The organism is Bifidobacterium sp. SKU (assembly GCF_026016405.1).
Classification (GTDB): domain Bacteria; phylum Actinomycetota; class Actinomycetes; order Actinomycetales; family Bifidobacteriaceae; genus Bifidobacterium; species Bifidobacterium bifidum.
In genome coordinates this window covers 142,651-160,844 of sequence record NZ_CP092890.1, presented here as the reverse complement: position 1 = coordinate 160,844, position 18,194 = coordinate 142,651, and the positions used below count along the sequence as shown (strand labels likewise).

General features: G+C 62.6%; 16 protein-coding genes and 2 tRNA genes. 7 read left to right on the top strand and 11 right to left on the bottom strand.

Going from position 1 to position 18,194, the window contains the following annotated elements:
• Both MMB49_RS00705 and MMB49_RS00700 read left to right on the top strand, forming a co-directional pair.
• The gene (locus tag MMB49_RS00705) at positions 1 to 426 is read left to right on the top strand and encodes a phage holin (protein ID WP_003813084.1); all 426 of its coding nucleotides are present in this window, start codon (positions 1 to 3) and stop codon (positions 424 to 426) included.
• Positions 410 to 1,225: a CHAP domain-containing protein gene (locus MMB49_RS00700; protein ID WP_047271292.1), complete on the top strand. Its 816-nt coding sequence runs from the start codon at positions 410 to 412 to the stop codon at positions 1,223 to 1,225. The genes MMB49_RS00705 and MMB49_RS00700 overlap by 17 nt, the downstream gene beginning before the upstream one ends.
• Positions 1,226 to 1,283: 58 nt before the next feature.
• On the opposite strand, the gene MMB49_RS00695 is transcribed toward MMB49_RS00700, so the two are convergent.
• The 7 genes from MMB49_RS00695 to MMB49_RS00665 form a co-directional block, all read right to left on the bottom strand.
• Positions 1,284 to 1,478 carry a helix-turn-helix domain-containing protein gene (locus MMB49_RS00695; protein ID WP_003816677.1) on the bottom strand — a complete coding sequence of 65 codons (195 nt, stop codon included), beginning with the start codon at positions 1,476 to 1,478 and terminating at the stop codon, positions 1,284 to 1,286.
• Positions 1,475 to 1,618: a hypothetical protein gene (locus MMB49_RS00690; protein ID WP_017143391.1), complete on the bottom strand. Its 144-nt coding sequence runs from the start codon at positions 1,616 to 1,618 to the stop codon at positions 1,475 to 1,477. The genes MMB49_RS00695 and MMB49_RS00690 overlap by 4 nt, the downstream gene beginning before the upstream one ends.
• Positions 1,619 to 2,066: 448 nt before the next feature.
• A tRNA-Gly gene (locus tag MMB49_RS00685) sits at positions 2,067 to 2,140 on the bottom strand.
• Between the two features lie 69 nt (positions 2,141 to 2,209).
• Positions 2,210 to 3,148, bottom strand: a complete 939-nt coding sequence (htpX, locus tag MMB49_RS00680) for a zinc metalloprotease HtpX (protein WP_047271290.1) — start codon at positions 3,146 to 3,148, stop codon at positions 2,210 to 2,212.
• Between the two features lie 171 nt (positions 3,149 to 3,319).
• On the bottom strand, positions 3,320 to 4,771 hold the full coding sequence (locus MMB49_RS00675) for an FAD-dependent oxidoreductase (RefSeq protein ID WP_047271288.1): 1,452 nt from the start codon (positions 4,769 to 4,771) through the stop codon (positions 3,320 to 3,322).
• Positions 4,772 to 4,940: 169 nt separating this feature from the next.
• Entirely contained in the window at positions 4,941 to 7,133 is a 2,193-nt protein-coding gene (locus MMB49_RS00670; RefSeq protein WP_047271287.1) for a heavy metal translocating P-type ATPase, read from the bottom strand.
• A gap of 378 nt (positions 7,134 to 7,511) precedes the next feature.
• Positions 7,512 to 9,413, bottom strand: a complete 1,902-nt coding sequence (locus tag MMB49_RS00665) for a trypsin-like peptidase domain-containing protein (RefSeq protein ID WP_047271284.1) — start codon at positions 9,411 to 9,413, stop codon at positions 7,512 to 7,514.
• A gap of 367 nt (positions 9,414 to 9,780) precedes the next feature.
• Here MMB49_RS00665 and tgt point away from each other — a divergent pair, with 367 nt between their 5' ends.
• Both tgt and MMB49_RS00655 read left to right on the top strand, forming a co-directional pair.
• Complete coding sequence (gene tgt, locus MMB49_RS00660; RefSeq protein ID WP_013389403.1) at positions 9,781 to 11,082, top strand: tRNA guanosine(34) transglycosylase Tgt; 1,302 nt, start codon at positions 9,781 to 9,783, stop codon at positions 11,080 to 11,082.
• Positions 11,083 to 11,226: 144 nt separating this feature from the next.
• Positions 11,227 to 11,309 (top strand) — tRNA-Leu (locus tag MMB49_RS00655).
• A 407-nt stretch (positions 11,310 to 11,716) separates the two neighbouring features.
• Here the strand turns inward: MMB49_RS00655 and MMB49_RS00650 are convergent.
• From MMB49_RS00650 to MMB49_RS00635, 4 genes are all read right to left on the bottom strand, one after another.
• Positions 11,717 to 12,148 (bottom strand): GNAT family N-acetyltransferase, encoded by a 432-nt coding sequence (locus tag MMB49_RS00650; RefSeq protein WP_003816136.1) that lies wholly within the window; start codon positions 12,146 to 12,148, stop codon positions 11,717 to 11,719.
• Positions 12,149 to 12,210: 62 nt separating this feature from the next.
• Entirely contained in the window at positions 12,211 to 13,029 is an 819-nt protein-coding gene (locus MMB49_RS00645) for an alpha/beta fold hydrolase (protein WP_047271282.1), read from the bottom strand.
• Between the two features lie 121 nt (positions 13,030 to 13,150).
• On the bottom strand, positions 13,151 to 13,483 hold the full coding sequence (locus MMB49_RS00640) for a putative heavy metal-binding protein (protein WP_003811449.1): 333 nt from the start codon (positions 13,481 to 13,483) through the stop codon (positions 13,151 to 13,153).
• Positions 13,484 to 13,525: 42 nt separating this feature from the next.
• Positions 13,526 to 13,846 carry a glycosyltransferase family A protein gene (locus MMB49_RS00635; RefSeq protein ID WP_080959301.1) on the bottom strand — a complete coding sequence of 107 codons (321 nt, stop codon included), beginning with the start codon at positions 13,844 to 13,846 and terminating at the stop codon, positions 13,526 to 13,528.
• A gap of 72 nt (positions 13,847 to 13,918) precedes the next feature.
• On the opposite strand from MMB49_RS00635, the gene MMB49_RS00630 reads away from it, so the two are divergent.
• The 3 genes from MMB49_RS00630 (at position 13,919) to MMB49_RS00620 (ending at position 18,165) form a co-directional block, all read left to right on the top strand.
• The gene (locus MMB49_RS00630; protein ID WP_047271280.1) at positions 13,919 to 14,317 is read left to right on the top strand and encodes a DivIVA domain-containing protein; all 399 of its coding nucleotides are present in this window, start codon (positions 13,919 to 13,921) and stop codon (positions 14,315 to 14,317) included.
• Positions 14,318 to 14,533: 216 nt separating this feature from the next.
• Positions 14,534 to 14,983 (top strand): (deoxy)nucleoside triphosphate pyrophosphohydrolase, encoded by a 450-nt coding sequence (locus tag MMB49_RS00625; protein WP_003811442.1) that lies wholly within the window; start codon positions 14,534 to 14,536, stop codon positions 14,981 to 14,983.
• Positions 14,980 to 18,165: a DEAD/DEAH box helicase gene (locus MMB49_RS00620; RefSeq protein WP_047271278.1), complete on the top strand. Its 3,186-nt coding sequence runs from the start codon at positions 14,980 to 14,982 to the stop codon at positions 18,163 to 18,165. The genes MMB49_RS00625 and MMB49_RS00620 overlap by 4 nt, the downstream gene beginning before the upstream one ends.
• Positions 18,166 to 18,194: the final 29 nt, after the last annotated feature.

Sequence of the window (18,194 nt, the reverse complement as noted above, 5' to 3'; positions counted from 1 at the left end):
ATGGCAAACACCACCGGCGTGGCCGACCACAAGGCCACCGGCCCGGCGATTCCCGGCCTGACCGTGGAACGCACCAAGGCGATCATCCTGCTCATCGTCCAATTATTCAGCGTCGCGCAGACCGGCCTGAGCATCGCCGGCATCAGCCAGCTCCCGTTCACCACCGATCAGGTGAGCACGGCGATCACCGGCGTCATCGCCGTCATCGCATCCGTGTACGCGTGGTGGCGCAACAACAACCTGACCGGTGCCGCAGTGCAGGGACAGCAGCTCACCAACGCGATCAAAGCCAACATCATCGCCACCGCCACCGACGCCACGACCGGGACAGCTCAGGCGGCCTACGCGGTGTCCGACTCCAGGGGAGCCGACGCGACCGCTGACGTGGCACCCATCGAGGAGGTGTCCTATGGCGACGGCGAGTGAAGTCCTGCGCATCGCGGCGGGCGAAATCGGCTATTCCCGTTGGACCGACCCGCAGCCGGGCACGAAGTACGGGCGCTGGTACGCCCAATCCCACGGCTCATACTATGGCGCGTCGGGCGTCCCGTTCTGCGCGATGTTCGTCAGCTGGGTCATGAGCCGTGCCGGCCAAGCGTTCCCGGGACTGCCCGCCGCCTACGTGCCATACGTGCTCAGCGCGGGACGCTCCCGCGCGGTCACCACGCGCAGCGCCAAACCCGGCGACATCGTGATATTCAACTGGGACGGCGGCGTGGTGGACCACATCGGCTTCGTGGAAGCCAACCACGGCTCGTACATCCAGACCATCGAAGGCAACACCAACAACGGGCGCGTAGCACGCCGCACCCGCGCATGGAACACCATCGCCGCCATCCTGCGCCCCGCCTACAACGGCGGCGCCACGTCGTCCGGCGGCGGCACGGGCCGGCTCACGGTAGACGGCTCCTGCGGGCCGGCCACCATCCGCCGCTGGCAGCAGGTCATGGGCACCAGCGTGGACGGCATCATCAGCGGCCAGTACAGGCCGGACGGCCGGACATGGGGCCGACCCGCGCTCGTGGACTCGTGCGTGCGCTACGGTGGCGGCGGCTCCAACCTCATCCGCGCCGTCCAACGCAAGCTCAGCCTCACCGCGGACGGGCTCCTCGGCCCCGCCACCATCCGCGCCCTGCAGAAACACCTCGGCGTCGCCCAGGACTCATGGTTCGGCCCCGGCACCGCACGCGCACTCCAAAGCCGCCTCAACACCGGCAGATTCTAAACACAAGCGCCCCTCGACTCCTATGCATGGAGCCGAGGGGCGCTTCTGCATATCTGCGTCAGAGGCGGGACTCGAACTCGTCGATCGTCATCTCGAGCGCGTCCGCCACTCTTCTGGCCGTGCCGAGCGCCATGAGCCTCGGGTCGCGCACGCCCCTGACCCACTCGTTGACCCGCTGTCTGGTAAGTCCGGCGGCGCGCGCGATCTGCGACTGCCGCATCCCCCGTTCATCCAGCATATCCGCGAACGTCATCCGTTCCGCCTCCCCGCCAGGTATCCGAGCGTCCCGGCGCACAGCGCCAGCACGCCTGCCGGTATCGAGTGTCCGGACAGCCCGGCGGCGAACGCGCCGAGCGCCATGACCAGCGAGCATAATCCCAGTCTGTCGTTCATGATGTCCCATGCGATAGGATGGGAGCCGGGCCTTCCGGATAGTTGGGATATTCGGAAGGCCCTTTCCTCACCGCCTGCGCCGCCTCCGTGGCGGCCTGCGCGGTTCGGGCTTCCGGTGGAGGGCAATCACCACCGTGGCTATGGGTGCTATGACCGCCCCGAGCCCGGCGAGAAATTCGCCCGCCGCCTTCAGCAGCTCCGTGACCTGTTGCATGTTCACCTCCTTTCCTTGCCAACTCCTCCATTGTAACCCAAACGGGTTACAATGTCAAGCCGGAGGAACCCCGACACACCGTATCCACACCATTCTCGGCACCCTATTTTTGCCCACATTTTGCCCACATTTTCACGGAAAAACGAGGAAAAACAGTGAAAAACAGTGTTAAACAGAAAAGCCGCTCACCCCTACTCGCACAAGGGAAAACGGCGGTTTTGCAACGATGCGAAATGGAGCGGATGACGGGAGTCGAACCCGCCTTTAAAGCTTGGGAAGCTTTCGTTCTACCGATGAACTACATCCGCAGTGCTTTTTGTGCACAAGTCGTCAGTGTATCACATGACGGCGATGCCCGCGAGCCTTGCGCAACGAAGCTAGTACAAGTAATGCGGTCTGCTGCCGCCGCCGATGCCGGAATTGCGCATCTCCTGCGACATCTGCATGAGCCGGCTGATGCGCTCGTCGGTAGGTGGGTGCGTGGAGAACAGCTTCGAGAATCCGCGCGCGGAGAACGGGTTGGCGATCATCATGGATGACACCGACTGCGTGCCCGCGGTTTTCGGCATCGGATTGGTCTGAGCACCGTAGGAGATCTTGTTCAGGGCGGAGGCGAGCGCTTCGGGGTCGCCGGTCAGGCGGCTGCCGTCCTCGTCGGCGTCGAATTCGCGGGTGCGGGAGATGGCCATCTGGATCAGAGAGGCGCCGATCGGCACGAGAATCGCGCTCAACAGCGCGCCGATCAGACCGAAGACGCCGGAGGAGTTGTCACGGTCGTTGCTGCGACCGCCGCCAAAATACATGAGCGAGTATCCCAGATACGTGATGATGGTCGCCAGTGCGGAGGCTATGGCGGAGGTGAGGATGTCGTGGTTGTACACGTGCATGAGCTCGTGGCCGAGGACGCCGCGAATCTCGCGCTCGTTGAGTATGTTGAGGATGCCTTGCGTGCAGCATACGGCTGCATGGCGCTCGTTGCGGCCCGTTGCGAATGCGTTGGGGCTCATGGTCGGGGCGACGTAGATGCGAGGCATCGGCTTGCCGGCCTTGGCGCTGAGTTCGCGCACGATGCGGTACAGTGCGGGAGCTTCCTGCTCGGTGACCGCGCGGGCGCCCATCGAGGCGATGGCAAGTTTGTCGGAGAACCAGTACGTGCTGAACGTGGAGACCAGACCGATGACGATATATACGCCCAGCGTGCCGCGGCCACCGCCGGTGGCCCACCAGATCAACATGACGATGGCCCACATCAACGCAAAGAGCAGCGTCGTTTTCAGGCCGTTGAAGTGGCCGCGCACATGCAATTTACCGTCCATAGCCCACACACTAAATTCACTGTCTGACAGTTGGCTGGATATGCGCCTTGAGCACAATGAAATGATTCCGGAGGCACGGGATGATACAAGTACGGGCAAAAACAAGCCGCCGCCCGCAATGTCACGCGGGAGGCGGCTTGATCGATGTATACGAGTCGCGCTACAGGTCGCTCAGGCGTGAGCAAGCTCACGCATCTGATCCGGCTCGACGACCTTCTTGTGCTCGCGGCCTTCCTTCGCGCCCTCGGAGCGTTCGAAGGCGTCGACCTTCTTCCAACCGGCGAAGTCAATCGGCTTGACACCGCGCTCGGCGAGCAGGCGGTCGATGGACTCGGGGTCGCGGTCGACGGCCACACGGCCGCCTTCGGCCGCCTTGGCGAGGTCTTCCAGCATGTTGGTGACGATCATCAACGCGTCGGACTTGGTGGAGCCGATCAGGCCGACCGGCCCGCGCTTGGCCCACCCGGTGGCATACAGGCGTTCGCGCACGTCACCGCCGGCGGCCTCGGTGGTGATGCGGCCATCGCCGTTCGCGTTGGCCAGGTGGGCGCCCTTCTCGTCATAGGTGATGCCGGGCGCTTCGGCGGGCTTGTAGCCGATTGCGTGGTACACGGCCTCGACCGGGTAGTCTTCGAATTCGCCGGTGCGGTGCATCTTGCCGTCGGCGCCGGTCTCGGTCTTCTCCACGCGGATGCCCGCGACCTTGCCGTCCTTGCCGAGGATCTCGGTGGGAGCGGAGTTGAAGTGCACGTAATACTTGCGATTTGCGGGGTTGCCCTCGTAATCGACGTCGCCGTCGTCTTCCATGTCTTCGGCCATCTCGCGGATGGTGAACAGCTCCTCGACCATCTGGCGCGTCAGCTTGTCCTTGCCGGCCTCTTCGATCGTGTCGTCATCCAGCTCGAAGTCGTCCTCGTTGATGATGAGCTGCACGCCGGGCAGCTTCTCCATCTCACGCAGTTCCTGCACGCTGAACTTGGCCTGGGCGACGCCACGGCGGATGAACAGATGCAGCACCTTGGCCTTGTTGCCCTGGATGCCTTCGTAGACGTTGTCGGGGATGTCGGTCTTGGCCTTGAGGTCGTCGGCGTTGCGCATGAGCTCGCGCGCGACGTCCATCGCCACGTTGCCGCCACCGATCACGGCGACGTTCTCGGCCGAAAGTGGCCATTCGCGCGCACCCGTGGGGTATCCGTCATACCATTCGACGAACTTGGCGGCGCCGTACACGCCGTCGAGGTCGGCGCCCGGCAGGTTCAGCGGTTTGTCCTTGACGGCGCCGGTGGCGAACAGCACGGCGTCGTAACGAGCCAGCAGGTCGTCCAGGGTCACGTCCTTGCCGAATTCCACGTCGCAGTAGAGGTGGATGTCGGGGTTGTCGAGCGTCTTCTCCAGCGCGGATGCGATGAATTTGATGCTCGGATGGTCGGGGGCCACACCGTAACGGACCAGGCCGAACGGGACCGGCAGCTTCTCGAACAGGTCGATGCGGGCCTTGGTGCCCAGACCCAGCTCCTCGCCGAGCTTCTTCAGCTGGCGCAGGAAGATGTCGGAGGAGTAGACGCCGGCGGGACCGGCGCCGATCACGGCGATACGAAGTTCATTGTTCTCAGATTCAGTCACGCGTTATAGGTTATCGCAAGCCACCGAATCACGGAAGGGGGCAACGGCGGGATTCCCCGGCATTGCCCCACTTCTGTCGAATGTCACATTCGTTCTCGCCCGATCGTCCGGCGACGGGCGCGGCCGGTCGATCACGACCGGCCCAGCTGCGCCCGTCGACCACGGCCCGTCAGTCACGGTCAAGCAGCGCGGTGAGCGCCCAGAGGATGCTTACCACGTCGATAGCTTCCTGCAGAAAAGCGCCGACCACGACGGGAATCAAGTTGAACGCCGCCGCAACCATGCCGATCAGGGCCAGCGCGAGACCGGCCAGCACGGCTTGCAGCATCACACGCTTGGTGCGGCGGGCGATGGCGATGGCCCGTGGAACGGCGGCGATGTCGTCGTTCATGATCACCACCTGCGCGGACTCCGAGGCCGCAGTCGACGTGCCGTCCGTCATGGCCATGCCGATATCGGCGGCGGCCAACACGGGCGCGTCGTTCACGCCGTCGCCGACCATCATCGTCACGCCGCGCGATGGCGTCACGGTCGCGGTCGTGACAGCGGTGACCTTATCTTCGGGGAACAATTCCGCATGCACGTCGTCGATGCCGACCTCACTGGCGATGATGGCGGCGGAGGATCGCTTGTCTCCCGTCAGCATGGACAGCTTGGCGACGCCGAGACCGCGCAGGCTCGCGAGCGCCGACTTGGCGTTCGCGCGCGGCACGTCACGCAGGACGATCCGGGCGATGAGATGACCGTCGACCGACACGTACGAGGCCATTTCATCCGGCGCGAGCATGCCGAAACGGGTACGGATCTCGTCCGCAAGCCGCCCCTCACCTTGTTTTCCGGACCGCCGGTCTCCATCAGTCGTAGCCCGGCCCGGGACGATCCGCTCAACCGGCAGGAACCCATCTTCGCTTGAGGCCGCGAAAGACAGTCTGCCTACGCGCACCTTATGCCCATTCACTTCGCCGGAGATGCCTTTCCCGGCGTCTTCATCAATGTGCTTGACGACCGGATAATCGCGCCCATGACCAGGCCAGTCCGCATCGGGCTGCGGGCATAGCCGCTGCCCCTCCTCGAACCGCCGATGCAGCCGGGACAGAGCTTCCGTGCCGGCCTTCGCGATGCCTTTGGCGAGGATGTGCACGGAATAGGTCTCGACCACGCCCGCCATCATCAGTACGTGGTCCTCATTGAGGTGAGTGCCGGCGCCGGGCAGCATCTCGACGCGGGTCACCTGCGGCTGCTTCACGGTCAGCGTGCCGGTCTTGTCGAAGAACACGTGCGTGACGCGGCCGAGGTTCTCCAGCACGTCCTGTGTCTTGATCAGGATTCCCGACTTGGCTAGTCGGCCGGTTCCCGCCACATACGCGACGGGGGCGGCGATCAGCAACGGGCAAGGAGTCGCCAGCACCAGCACCTGAGCGAAGCGCGTCGGCACGCCGGACACCAACCATGCCACGGCCGCGATCGCCAGTGCGAGCACCGTGAACGGCACTGCCAGCACATCGGCGGTCTTCACCACCGCCGGGCGGGAATCCTGCGCGGCCGCGACGAGCGCGAGGATGCGCTGGTATTGCGAGTCGCTGGCGGCTTCGGTGGCACGCATGGTCAGCGTGGTCGAGCCGTTCACCGCGCCGGACATGACGCGGGCGCCCGCGAACACTCCACGCGGCACCGGCTCACCGTTGATGTTGCTCAGGTCGAGCGTGGCGGATCCGGACAACAGCTCGCCATCCACCGGCACGGTTTCACCGGGCAGCACAATCAGCACATCGCCGGGGGTGACGGATTCCACGGCAACGGTGTCATAGTGGGAAGTCGCAGCGTCGGACGACCCGCTGGCGGTGGAAGACGGCAGAGCGGCGACCTTGCGGAAGCCGTCGCACCGGTCGTCGGAGCTGCCGTCGCCGGTGTTGACACCAGCGACGCCCACGCCGGGCCATCGCACGACGTGCGCGGTCTGGGGCGCGGCCGTCATCAGCGCGGTCAGGCTGCTTTCGGCCTTGGATTGGGCGTATTCCTCGATGGCTTCGCCGGACGAGATCATCAGCACCACGGCCCAGCTCGCCCAGTATTCCTGCACGGCGACCGTGGCGGCGATCGCCACGACAGCCAGCAGATCCACACCGACCCGGCCATGCCGCAAATCGTCGATCATGCCGCGCACGGTGTCGATGATCGTGTACGCCACCACGATGATGACAATCCACTGGCCCACGCCGGGATTGCCCAGTACAGGAATATCCGCCGCTCCCCACGGGCGCCATGACGGGCACACGGCAAGCGGAATGACCGTGAGCACGGCAATCGGCAACAGCGGCACTTGAACACACAGATGACTGCAAAGATAGATGAACTTACGCATCGTGTCTCCTTACGCTCGTATACGGACCATCCGTCATCCCAGCAACAAGCGCGGAATCACGAACGGCATGCGACCCACGCCTTGTTAACCCATCGGCAGCACTGCCTAAAACGGCGAGGGCAGGCGATACACGGCGTAAAAAGATTATTCGATATTCAATTGTTCGTTCGATTATGTTGCGCGGCGGCACATGCCATCCACGTCTTCGACTAACTCTAGCAACAACTGCGAAAGGACACGCCAACGTCACGCGGGAACATGGCCGCAGACACAAGTGGAGGGACCGGCGCAAGCGCACCGGCCCCTCCATCATCGAGCCATGTCAACTGCCGGGCAATGTCAGCCGTCAGGCAGCGTCAGCGGCTTCGGGAGCGGAATTTACCACAGGCCGAACGGATCGGAGAACCCGCCGTTGCCGTAGTCGTTGTTGCCGTACCCGTTGCTGTTGTTGCTGTTGCCGTTGTTGCCGTTGCCATTGCCGTTACCGTTCTGGCCGTTGCCATTCTGGTTGTTCTGGTTGTTCTGGTTGTTCTGGTTGTTGTTCGAGTTCGAGCTGCCGGAGCCGTTCACCGCGGACTCCTCCTTGTCGAGCGTCACCTCGACGTCCATGGTCTTGCCGCCGCGCACGATGGTCAACGTCACCTTGTCGTTGAGCGCCGACGCACGTACATAGCCGAGCAGCGAATACGTGCTGCTCACCGCGTTGCCGTCGTACGCCACGATGACGTCGCCCACCTTCAGGCCGGCCTTGTCGGCGGGGCTGCCGGACACCACGGCGGAGCCGGAGGTTCCCGCGGTGACCTTGGCGCCGGCGCGGGTCACGCCGTCCGCCTCGACCGTGCCGGTGGTGATTGTCACGCCGAGGGCCACGTGCTTGACCTTGCCGTCCTTGATGATCTCGTTGGCCACGCGCTTGACGAGGTTCGACGGAATCGCGAAGCCGATGCCGATGGAGCCGGCGGAATCACTGGAGGTCGCGGTGGAGGCGATCGACGAGTTGATGCCAATCACCTGGCCGGCGGCGTTGAACGTCGGGCCGCCCGAGTTGCCGGGGTTGATGGCCGCGTCGATCTGCACCGCGTTGGTGACGATGTCGGAGCCGGAGTCATCGGTCACGGTGACCGGGCGGTTCAGCGCGGACACGATGCCGGTGGTGGCGGTGTCGTCATAGCCCAGCGGGTTGCCGATGGCCATGACGTCCTCGCCGACGGCGAGCTTGTCGGAGTCAGCGAATTCCACAGCCTTCAGGTCGCTCGGCGGGTTGTCGAGCTTGATGACCGCCAGGTCGGTGGTGGTGTCGGTGCCGACCACCTGAGCGGTGTACATCTGCCCGTTGGACAGCGTCACCTGAATCTGCTGGGCGCCGGAGATCACGTGGTTGTTGGTGACGATGTAGCCCTTGGCGCTCACGATCGCGCCCGACCCCTTGGCGGTGCCGTTGCTCAGCGCCGCCTGAATCGACACGACGGAGCCGGAGACCTCGCTCGCCACGGTCTTCCAGTCGGCGGCCTCGCCCGTCTTGGCGGTGGCGCTGCCGGTACCGGACTTGTTCGACTGGACGTTGGTCAGCGATGTCGTCGTCGGCGTGCTCACCCAACCATAGGTGAGCGCGAAGTATCCAACGCCGAGGCACAGCGCCGCGGCCACCAGGGCGGCCACCACTGCGGTCACGATGTGGCTGGCCGCGGAGCTTCCGCCGCGAGACGCGTTGCCGCCGTCTTCCGGCTGAGCCATGCCCTGATCCTGGCCGCCGTTCGGGCCTTGCGGGCCGAACGGGAAACCGTAGGGCGTGTTGCCGTTCTGGCGATTCTGCTGTGAGGCGTCGTCCGTCGGGCGCGTCATGAACGGGTTGCCGTTGAAGAACGGGTTGCCGCCGTTGCCCGTGTTCTGATTCTGCTGCTGGGTCGGCTGCGGCTGCTGGGGCGCCGGCTGAGTCGGAGTCGGGCCGTAGGCGCCGTACTCCGGTGCCGGGCGGTACAGCGGCTGCGTCGGCTGCGGCTGCAGCGGCTGAGTCGGTTCGGAAGCCTGGGCCTGCTCTGAGGTCGGCGCGACAGGCGCCAACGGCTGGGTCGGACGGGTATCCTGCGCTTCGGGCTGTGGCTGCTGCGCGTCGTCGTTCTGCGCGGGCGCTTCCTGCGGCGCGCCCAGCGGCTCCTGGGCGAATTGCTGATCCTGCGCATCCGAGGTCGTCGGAGCGTGCTGCTGCAGGTTGTCGTTCTGCGGCTGCTCAGGCTGGCCGCCGTTATCGGCGGGCCAGTATCCATTGTTGTTGTCAGCCATGTTGTCTCCTTCAGTATTCGTAAGTATCAGCAGGCGGGTTGGGTCTCGTATCTGTGAGCCAGCGCGCCGCCAAGCTCTACGTAAGAGTAAAGATACCTGCTCTGGATGTTTCCTGAACGTTGATTGGAAGGAGAGAATGAATTACCTACCGTTATCATGAAGCAGGCCGTCGGCCTTGTTTCGTGCGACATTTCCGACCGGTCAGCAGCAAAACGATTCTTCTGAAACCCGCGGATATCCCGTCCGAAAAGCGGACGCATCAGCCGGACAGCTTGAGACAACGATACGCCACGAACCGCCGGGAAAGCCAGAAACAGACTTTCCGAGTGCCGTCCCCGCCTTCCCGGCCATCGCCTAGAGTAATCGTATGACGAGTTTTCTGGAGCACCCGCGCGGCGCGGCCGATGGCAGGCCCGGCGACCGCAGCGCATTCTTTTTCGAAACCCTTACGCAACTGCCCGATTCAGCTGACGGCAAAGGCCGTGGCGGACGCCGTTACGGCCGCACCGGCATCATCCACACGCCGCACGGCGACATCCGCACGCCGGCCTTCGTGCCGGTCGCCACGCAGGCGGCAATGAAGGCCGTCCTGCCGGAGACCATGCGCGAGCTGGGGGCGCAATGTCTGCTGTCCAACGCGTTTCATCTGTTCGAGCGCCCTGGCCAGGATGTGCTCGACGCGGCCGGCGGACTCGCGCGATTCATGAACTGGGACGGGCCGACGTTCACCGATTCCGGCGGATTCCAGGTGCTGTCGCTGGGAGCCGGATTCAAGAAGACGCTGGCGATGGACGTGACCGGCATGAAATCGGACGACGTGATCGCGGCGGGCAAGGAACGACTGGCGTTCGTCGACGAGGATGGGGTGACATTCAAATCGCCGCTCAACGGCGACCGTCATCGTTTCTCCGCGGAAATCTCGATGGGCATCCAGCATAAAATCGGCGCGGACATCATGTTCGCGTTCGACGAATTGACGACGCTGATGAACACGCGCTCGTATCAGGAAGCCTCGGTGGAACGCACCTACCGTTGGGCGCAGCGTTGCGTGGCCGAGCACCAGCGGCTGACCGAGGAGCGGCTGGGCAAACCGTACCAGGCACTGTACGGCGTGGTGCAGGGCGCGAACTATGAGGACCTGCGCAGGCATGCGGCCGAGCAGATCGCCTCGCTGGACTTCGACGGCGTGGGCATCGGCGGCGCGATCGAGAAGCGTATCATCGCAGACACGTGCGCGTGGATCTGCGACGCGATGCCGGAAAGCCGGCCACGGCACGTGCTGGGTATCGCCTCGGTCGACGACATCTTCGCATGTGTGGAGAATGGCGGCGACACGTTCGATTGCGTTGCACCCGCGAGGTGCGCGCGCAACGGGGCGATTTTCACGCGCGACGGGCGCTACAACGTCAAGCGCGCCCAGCACAAGTTCGATTTCGGCCCGCTTGAGGAGGGGTGCGACTGCTACACGTGCCAGCATTACACGCGCGCATATGTGGACCACTTGCTGCGCGCCCGCGAATTCAATGGGTTCACGTTGGCGACGATCCACAACGAGCGTTTCTTCGTAAAGCTGCTGGACGATATTCGTGCCTCGATTGACGGCGGTTACTTCGACGAATTCCGCGACGAGTCGCTTGCCCGCTTCTATGCGAACGGGCCGCGCGGGTGAGGTGAGGGAGCGCTGCGACGGGTGCTTGCGGCGGCGTCACCGCAGCAATCACCGCAGCACCCGCCGCGACAATCATTACGGCGCCCCACCGCGACACGCCGAATTGCATTATCCACGTATCGCTGGTAAGTTATCTCTTTGTCTGCGAGTGTGGCGGAATGGTAGACGCGCTGTCTTCAGGTGGCAGTGAGTGTATGCTCGTGGGGGTTCAACTCCCCCCACTCGCACGTATGGAGAATCCCCGGAAAACGTTGGAACGCCAACGCTCCGGGGTTTTCTCATATATGCCGGATACCGGGTTTTAGGGACTAGACGTGGTGTTTTAGACTTTGGTTTCTGGTCGGTTTGGTCCCGTTTGACGTGGGTGTGGGATTCGTCCCGGTCGGCCCCGGTGCCGTGTCCGGGTCCTCCGTCGTCGCCGTTGTCGTCGCGCGAAACCAACTGATTGCGAGATCAATCGGATCACGTGATAACCGGCCATTACTACAAAGAGCCCCCCACTCGCTCCCGTAAATTACGGGTTGAAATCGCCGTTCTGGGCAATTCCCCGTGCAAAAATGCCGCTTTCGGGCCCGAAAACGGCGATTTCGCACGGGGAATCACGGATTTCGGCTATTTCAACCCGTAAGTTGCATCATATGAGCGCCTTGATCAGCCAACCGTGGCGGCCGTCGTCGTAGAGTTCGTCGGTGAGTTGATATCCACGCCGCTCGTAGAACTTGTAGTGGTCGTTCTCCGAATGTACCGCGGCGATGGTTCCTCCACTGTGCGCAATACGGCGTTCAGCGTCGGCCAGCAGTTGGGAGCCGATACCGCGGCCTTGCGCGTCGGGCAGCACGGCGAGACGCGCGATCACGTACCTTCCCGGCTGATCGGAATGGTCGGGATCCGCATAGAATCGGCATGTCGCCACGGTTCGATTCCCGTCGAACGCCAGCAGATGCACGGCCACGGCATCCCACTCGTCGAATTCAGGCCGCCAGTCACGCTCGCGGATGAACACCTGCTCGCGTATCGCACGAGCCGTTTCAGGTAGATGGTCGTAGGCTTCGATTTTACCGGTCATGGGCGCCAGTGTAGCGCGTGTCATACGTCGTGCCGCGCCCGGCATCGCGTGGACGCCTACCGTCACAGCCGGCCGGCCCACTCCCGGAGCAGACGAATCACCGCTTCGGGCTGGTCGATGTGCGCGTTGTGGCCGGCATCATCCAGCGTGACGAACGTGGCGTCGGGATAATGCGACAACAGGGCCCGTTGATCTTCAAAACCAACGATCTGATCCCGTCGTCCGGTGACGAACAGGGTCGGCTCGGCATAAGTGCCGAATACGCGCTCCGGGTTGTCATTCAGCCAATAACGGGCGTCCAATCTGGCGCAGGCGTCACGGTCGCACAGACGGATGCCCGGCAAAATATATGACTGATAGCGGCGCCACGCGGCGAATGACTGGTTGATGCCCATGGTTACGAAATCGAACGTCTGATCCTGAGGCAGCGCGTGTATCAGCGTCGGATTCGGCTCGGTGATCACATGCTCGGCGACATGACGACGAGTGCGCCGCGGATCCACCACCGAGGCGATCAATGCCAGCCCGCGAACCCGCGATGACTCGCGAGCCACCATCTCACGGGCGAGTGCACCGCCCATCGAATTGCCGACCAGCGCGAACGGCTCCCCCGCGCCGACCAGATCGTCGATGGCGGACTGCAGCCAGTCGGCCATCTCCGGCAGACCGCACGCGCGTGCCGGCAGTGCCGGAGTACGGCCGAACCCCGGCAAATCCAGATATATGCGCTTCAGCGACCGCGACGCGGCAGCGCCCGACTCCGGGCACAAGAATGCCTCATCCAGCAGCATCAGCGAACGGTGGTCCACGCCCATGCCATGCACGAACACCACGGGCAACCCGTCACCCTCGGTCACTGCATATGCCTGCGGTTGAGTCATCACACGGTCCTTTCCACCGGTATCATCCGTCGCGCTTCGCGGCGCAACGCTTTACGATACCGTCGCCGTGCGATGTTTCGCCGAACGCCGGTGCCGGCACACAAGCCGCCGCCGGCACAGTTCAGCCGCGGCGGGCGAGTTGCACGGCGGTGCCGGACGCGGTGACCATCAGCATGCCGTTGTCGGCGCCAAGCACCTCGTAGTCGATGTCCACACCGACCACGGCGTGCGCACCCATTGCCTCGGCCCGCTGCTGCATCTCAAGAATCGCCTCGTTGCGCGCCTTCATCAGCTCCTCTTCATAGCCCTGGCTGCGTCCGCCGAACATGTTGCGCAGGCCGGCGCCGATATCCTTGAACATGTTGACGCCGGAAATCACTTCACCGAACACGATGCCCTGATAGCTATTGATGACGTAACCGTCGACCGACGGCGTGGTGGTGACGAGAATCATGATATGACCGCCTTTGGTTTGACTGCGATTGACATCTTCAGTCTAGCGTCGAACAGGTGAATCGTCCCGTCCTGTAGGTGGGCAGGATGGGAATTGATATAGGGATGTTTTTTCGAGGACCGGCGCAAACTGGCCGGCGGGAGCGGTACCGTCGCGTCCTGGCGCACCGAGTTCGGCGAGCCCATCAAGCACTGCGATGGAGGCCGGATCGTCGGAACCATCATCGACGACGATGACGCAATCGGGACGAATCGTCTGGGCGAGCGCAGATTCGACTGCTTCACGGATGAGCGCTCCCTGATTGCAGCTGGTGATCACCACCGTGACGGCAGAGGGCGCGGCGGGCTTCAATGCTGCTTCCATAATCGCAATTCCAACAAGCGAGGCGAGAGTAGAGTGGAAGCGCGAGATATCCAGCGACAGACAGGATCAGTCATGATCAGCGCAGACGCCATCACATCGAGAACGTTCACCACAGTGCGGTTCAAGGAAGGGTATAGCACCAGAGAGGTCGACGACTTCCTTGACGAAATCGTCGACCGCATGGCGACCGGCGACCACTCGCTCGCAAGGCGCATCAAGGAGAAGACCTTCAGCAATGTGCGTTTCAGAGGGGGATACGACATCGACGAAGTCGACGATTTTCTCGATGAGGTGGCCAGAGGACTGGAAGGTGACGCGGGCGCGAGCACGGGCGCGAGCACAGCCAGCGCAGCCGCAGCGATTCCGGATCCGCATGAGACCGTCGCACCGGAGCCGGGCACGAGCTACACGAGCGACGCGAATCTTGCGGCCCCTTCGTCCGACAGCGACGCGGCGCAGCTGTCATGGTGACGGTTGTGCTGGCGTCTCGCTGAAGGGTCGCGGGCAGCCGACCTCCAACCGCGGCGCCGCGGTCATACTTGCTGGTGGTGGTATTTGCCGAGCGGTTTGTGCCAAACTTTCAGTAGCTGAAACTTCCGACAGCAATTGCAATCACTTCACATGCCACTCATGACACCCGTCCGCACAATCGCATTATCAAACGCCGCCGTTGTATCCTGGGTAACCATGGACTCTCATGCCAAGATCATCAACGTTGTGGGTGCGGCGATCGTACGCGATGGAGCGGTGTTATGCGCGCAACGCGGACCGGGAAAATCTCTCGCCGGATATTGGGAATTCCCCGGCGGGAAAATAGAGCCTTACGAGACGGCTCGTCAGGCATTGCATCGGGAGATCGAAGAAGAACTGCTCTGTGAGATCGAGGTCGCCGATGAGGTGTGCACCAGCGAGTACGCCTACGACTTCGGCACGGTCCGACTCATCACATTCATTTGTCACCTAATCGACGGCATGCCACGGCTGACCGAGCACACGGACATCCGTTGGCTGGATCCTTCCGCAATGCCACAGCTGAATTGGGCTCCGGTCGACCGTACGGCCGTCGGCATCATCGCAGGCATGCGCTTCCTCACCCAGACAACGTCGGGCACCTCCGAGGAACCGAGCCGGCCATGAATACGCGAGAATCACTCAACCCGCAGTCAGACCTCAAAACCGATGCCACGCATTCCGTGCTGGAAAGCGTCATATCCGGACTGATCGAACCCCGGCAGGACGCCCCCGAAAGCTATAAGCCAACGCTGATTTCGAACCGCCCAGGCGACCTCACCATGCATGATGAAATCAGCGATGCGCTCACGAACAGCGATTCCTTCGACATCTCCGTCGCCTTCGTCTCTCCTGATGCCATACTCAGTTTGTTCGAGGACTTCCGCAGTCATCATGCCAATGCGCCCGAGCAGGTCAGCAGACTGATCACGTCGACGAAGAATCATTTCAACGACCCACGCGCTTTCTGGGAACTGCTTCACCTACAGCGGACGGCAGGCGTGGACGTCCGCGTGTGGGCAGGCTCCGACTCTTCAGTATCAGTCGCTCAAGGGCAGCCGTTCCATCCCAAAGGATACGTATTCTCGCGCCGCATGCGCAACGGCACCCCGTACTACGACCTGTTTGTCGGCAGTTCGAATCTTACCGGCGCCGCATTGAACACTCAACGCGAATGGAATCTCAAGGTCTCATCCCTCGCCAATGGCGAACTGGTCGCGCAGGTGCGAGATGAAATCGACTCACAGATCGCCGATTCCAAGCCGCTCACCGAGGAATGGATCAAACAGTATGAGGAGGATTTCAAGAAGTACGCGCCGCCACGGCGCGACATTCTGAAGTCCCTCGAAGGCCGTGAGATCCAGCCGAACGCCATGCAGAAAGAAGCCCTCGCGAGCCTGAAGAAACTACGCGAGCAAGGGGAGCATCGCGCGATCATCGTGTCGGCCACGGGAACAGGCAAAACCTATCTTTCCGCGTTCGACGTGCGTGAGTACCGGCCCCGGCGCATGCTGTACATCGCCCAGCAGCAAATGATCCTCAAAGCGGCGATGAAATCCTACCAAAAAGTGCTCGGTTGTCCGCAATCCGAGCTGGGACTGTATACCGGCACCAGCAAACAACAGGATCGGCGCTACGTGTTCGCCACGGTGCAGACCATGCGTCAGCCGGAGGCACTGGCGCAATTCGCCTCTGACGAGTTCGACTACGTTCTTGTCGACGAAGTTCATCATGCGGGCGCCGAAGGGTATCAGCGCGTCATCGACCATTTCAGGGACGCCGACTTCATGCTGGGCATGACCGCCACACCGGAACGCACCGATGGCATCAACATCTTCGAGTTGTTCGGCCACAACATCGCCTATGAGATCCGGCTGCAGAAGGCTCTGGACGAAAACATGCTCTGCCCGTTCCATTATTACGGCGTCGCAGAATATCTCGGTTCCGACGAGGACCCGGACCAGGACATGCACCGCCTCGATGTTTCACAGGGGCTCGACGCGAAGGAGTCGAAACAGCTCAAATACGAGATCGGGCAGCTCGCCACCGAGCAGCGCGTGCGCTATATCATCGACAAGCTGCAGGAATACGGGCAATTCGGGATCCCCGTCACCGGGCTGGTGTTCTGCAGCAGGCAGGAGGAGGCGCACGAGCTGTCCCGCTTGTTCAACGAGCATTGGAACCAGCAAGCGGAACGCCCCTATCGCACGGCAGCGGTGACCAGCAAAGACGTCAACGGCAAGCCGTTATCGCAGGAAAAACGCGACGAATACGTCCGGCGGCTCACCGACGGCGAACTCGACTACCTGTTCACCGTCGACATGTTCAACGAGGGCGTCGATATCCCCGCCGTCAACCAGATCGTGATGCTGCGCAGCACAGAGTCCAGCATCATATTCACCCAGCAGCTTGGCCGCGGACTGCGCAAGTTCCCGTACAAGGACAGCGTCGTGGTCATCGATTTCATCGGCAACTACAACAACAACTACCTGATCCCCGTGGCCCTGTACGGCAACACCGGTGACCGCGACCGCGCGCGCAAGAACCTGCAGCGCAAATCGATCGGGTTGTCCTCCATAAGCTTCGACCCGATCGCCAAGGAACGCGTGCTGGAATCACTGGACACCGCCGACTGGTCCGAAATGAAGAAGCTATCGGAACAATACCGGCAGGTGCGATACGAGCTCGGACGCATTCCGATGCTCATGGATATCTACGCCTACGATCCTTCCTTGCCGTATACATTGGCCACGAAGCGCAGCAACTACCTCGATTTCGTGCGATCGCGCGAGAAGAGCCTCGGCGGCGGCAAGAACCACGAGACAACATTTGAGGATCAGCTGGACCCGGTAACCGACACCGAAGACGCGGTCCTCAAGATGGCCACGGAATTGCTGCTGCCCGGGCTGCGCCCTCATGAGTTGGCCATCCTCGAACGGCTGTGTCGGCTTGCCGAAGAGCGCCTGGATGACGAGACTCCTGTCAGCTGGAACGCATCCGCGCCAATCAGTCGAGATGCGCTGCTTGATGCGATCTGTGCGGACTTCCCACAGGCTGATCTCTCGGATGCGCAGTTCGACTCCGCTATCAGCGTGCTTGACTACTCATACTTCACCGGACCGAATCGCAAACGTTTCGGGAACCTGCCACTGGTGGAGACGCTGGCCGACGATGATCAGGGCGAACCGGCCTATCGTTTAAGCTCCGGCTTCGTCAACATGCTCGCCGAAAATCGCACGTTCCGCATCTTTCTCGCAGACACGCTGCGCACCGGTTTGGCCAATTGCCGAGACCTGTTCCAGGAGGCGCAGAGCCGGCGACGCGCTTTTGACCATGCGTTCCTGTATGAGCGCAAATACTCCATGGCCGACGTCATGCGGCTGTGCGGATGGAAAAAGGAGAACACGCCTCAGAACGTAGGCGGGTACCTGCTCGACAAAGACACCAACACCATGCCCATCTTCGTGAAGTACGCGGCCAGCCAATACGAAGACGAGTTCCTGAACGCACAGGAGATGAAGTACTTCAGCAAGAACGGGCGCACCCCGCAATCTCCCGAATTCCAGTGGGCGCTGAGCGGTGTGGGACCGGACTGGGGCCGTACGCATTTCGTTCCGCTGTTCGTCATGCGCAAGGCGGAAGAGGCCGACGGCAAATACTATTACGTCGGGCACGTCGCCGCGTTTGACAATCCGACGCTCACCACCAAGCCGAACGCGGCCGGAGACGGTACGGTGAAGGTCACGCTCTCCACACTGAGACTTGCGCGGCCGCTGGATCCTGAGCTGTACCGGCACCTTGTCGGGTGAGAGATTGCGCAGATGAGCGCTGTCAGAAG

Excerpts from the sequence above, each read along its gene's own strand:
- MMB49_RS00705 (WP_003813084.1), top strand. The coding sequence starts at position 1 with ATGGCAAACACCACCGGCGTGGCCGACCACAAGGCCACCGGCCCGGCG.
- MMB49_RS00700 (WP_047271292.1), top strand. The coding sequence starts at position 410 with ATGGCGACGGCGAGTGAAGTCCTGCGCATCGCGGCGGGCGAAATCGGC.
- MMB49_RS00695 (WP_003816677.1), bottom strand. The coding sequence starts at position 1,478 with ATGACGTTCGCGGATATGCTGGATGAACGGGGGATGCGGCAGTCGCAG.
- MMB49_RS00690 (WP_017143391.1), bottom strand. The coding sequence starts at position 1,618 with ATGAACGACAGACTGGGATTATGCTCGCTGGTCATGGCGCTCGGCGCG.
- htpX (WP_047271290.1), bottom strand. The coding sequence starts at position 3,148 with ATGGACGGTAAATTGCATGTGCGCGGCCACTTCAACGGCCTGAAAACG.
- MMB49_RS00670 (WP_047271287.1), bottom strand. The coding sequence starts at position 7,133 with ATGCGTAAGTTCATCTATCTTTGCAGTCATCTGTGTGTTCAAGTGCCG.
- MMB49_RS00665 (WP_047271284.1), bottom strand. The coding sequence starts at position 9,413 with ATGGCTGACAACAACAATGGATACTGGCCCGCCGATAACGGCGGCCAG.
- tgt (WP_013389403.1), top strand. The coding sequence starts at position 9,781 with ATGACGAGTTTTCTGGAGCACCCGCGCGGCGCGGCCGATGGCAGGCCC.
- MMB49_RS00650 (WP_003816136.1), bottom strand. The coding sequence starts at position 12,148 with ATGACCGGTAAAATCGAAGCCTACGACCATCTACCTGAAACGGCTCGT.
- MMB49_RS00645 (WP_047271282.1), bottom strand. The coding sequence starts at position 13,029 with ATGACTCAACCGCAGGCATATGCAGTGACCGAGGGTGACGGGTTGCCC.
- MMB49_RS00640 (WP_003811449.1), bottom strand. The coding sequence starts at position 13,483 with ATGATTCTCGTCACCACCACGCCGTCGGTCGACGGTTACGTCATCAAT.
- MMB49_RS00635 (WP_080959301.1), bottom strand. The coding sequence starts at position 13,846 with ATGGAAGCAGCATTGAAGCCCGCCGCGCCCTCTGCCGTCACGGTGGTG.
- MMB49_RS00630 (WP_047271280.1), top strand. The coding sequence starts at position 13,919 with ATGATCAGCGCAGACGCCATCACATCGAGAACGTTCACCACAGTGCGG.
- MMB49_RS00625 (WP_003811442.1), top strand. The coding sequence starts at position 14,534 with ATGGACTCTCATGCCAAGATCATCAACGTTGTGGGTGCGGCGATCGTA.
- MMB49_RS00620 (WP_047271278.1), top strand. The coding sequence starts at position 14,980 with ATGAATACGCGAGAATCACTCAACCCGCAGTCAGACCTCAAAACCGAT.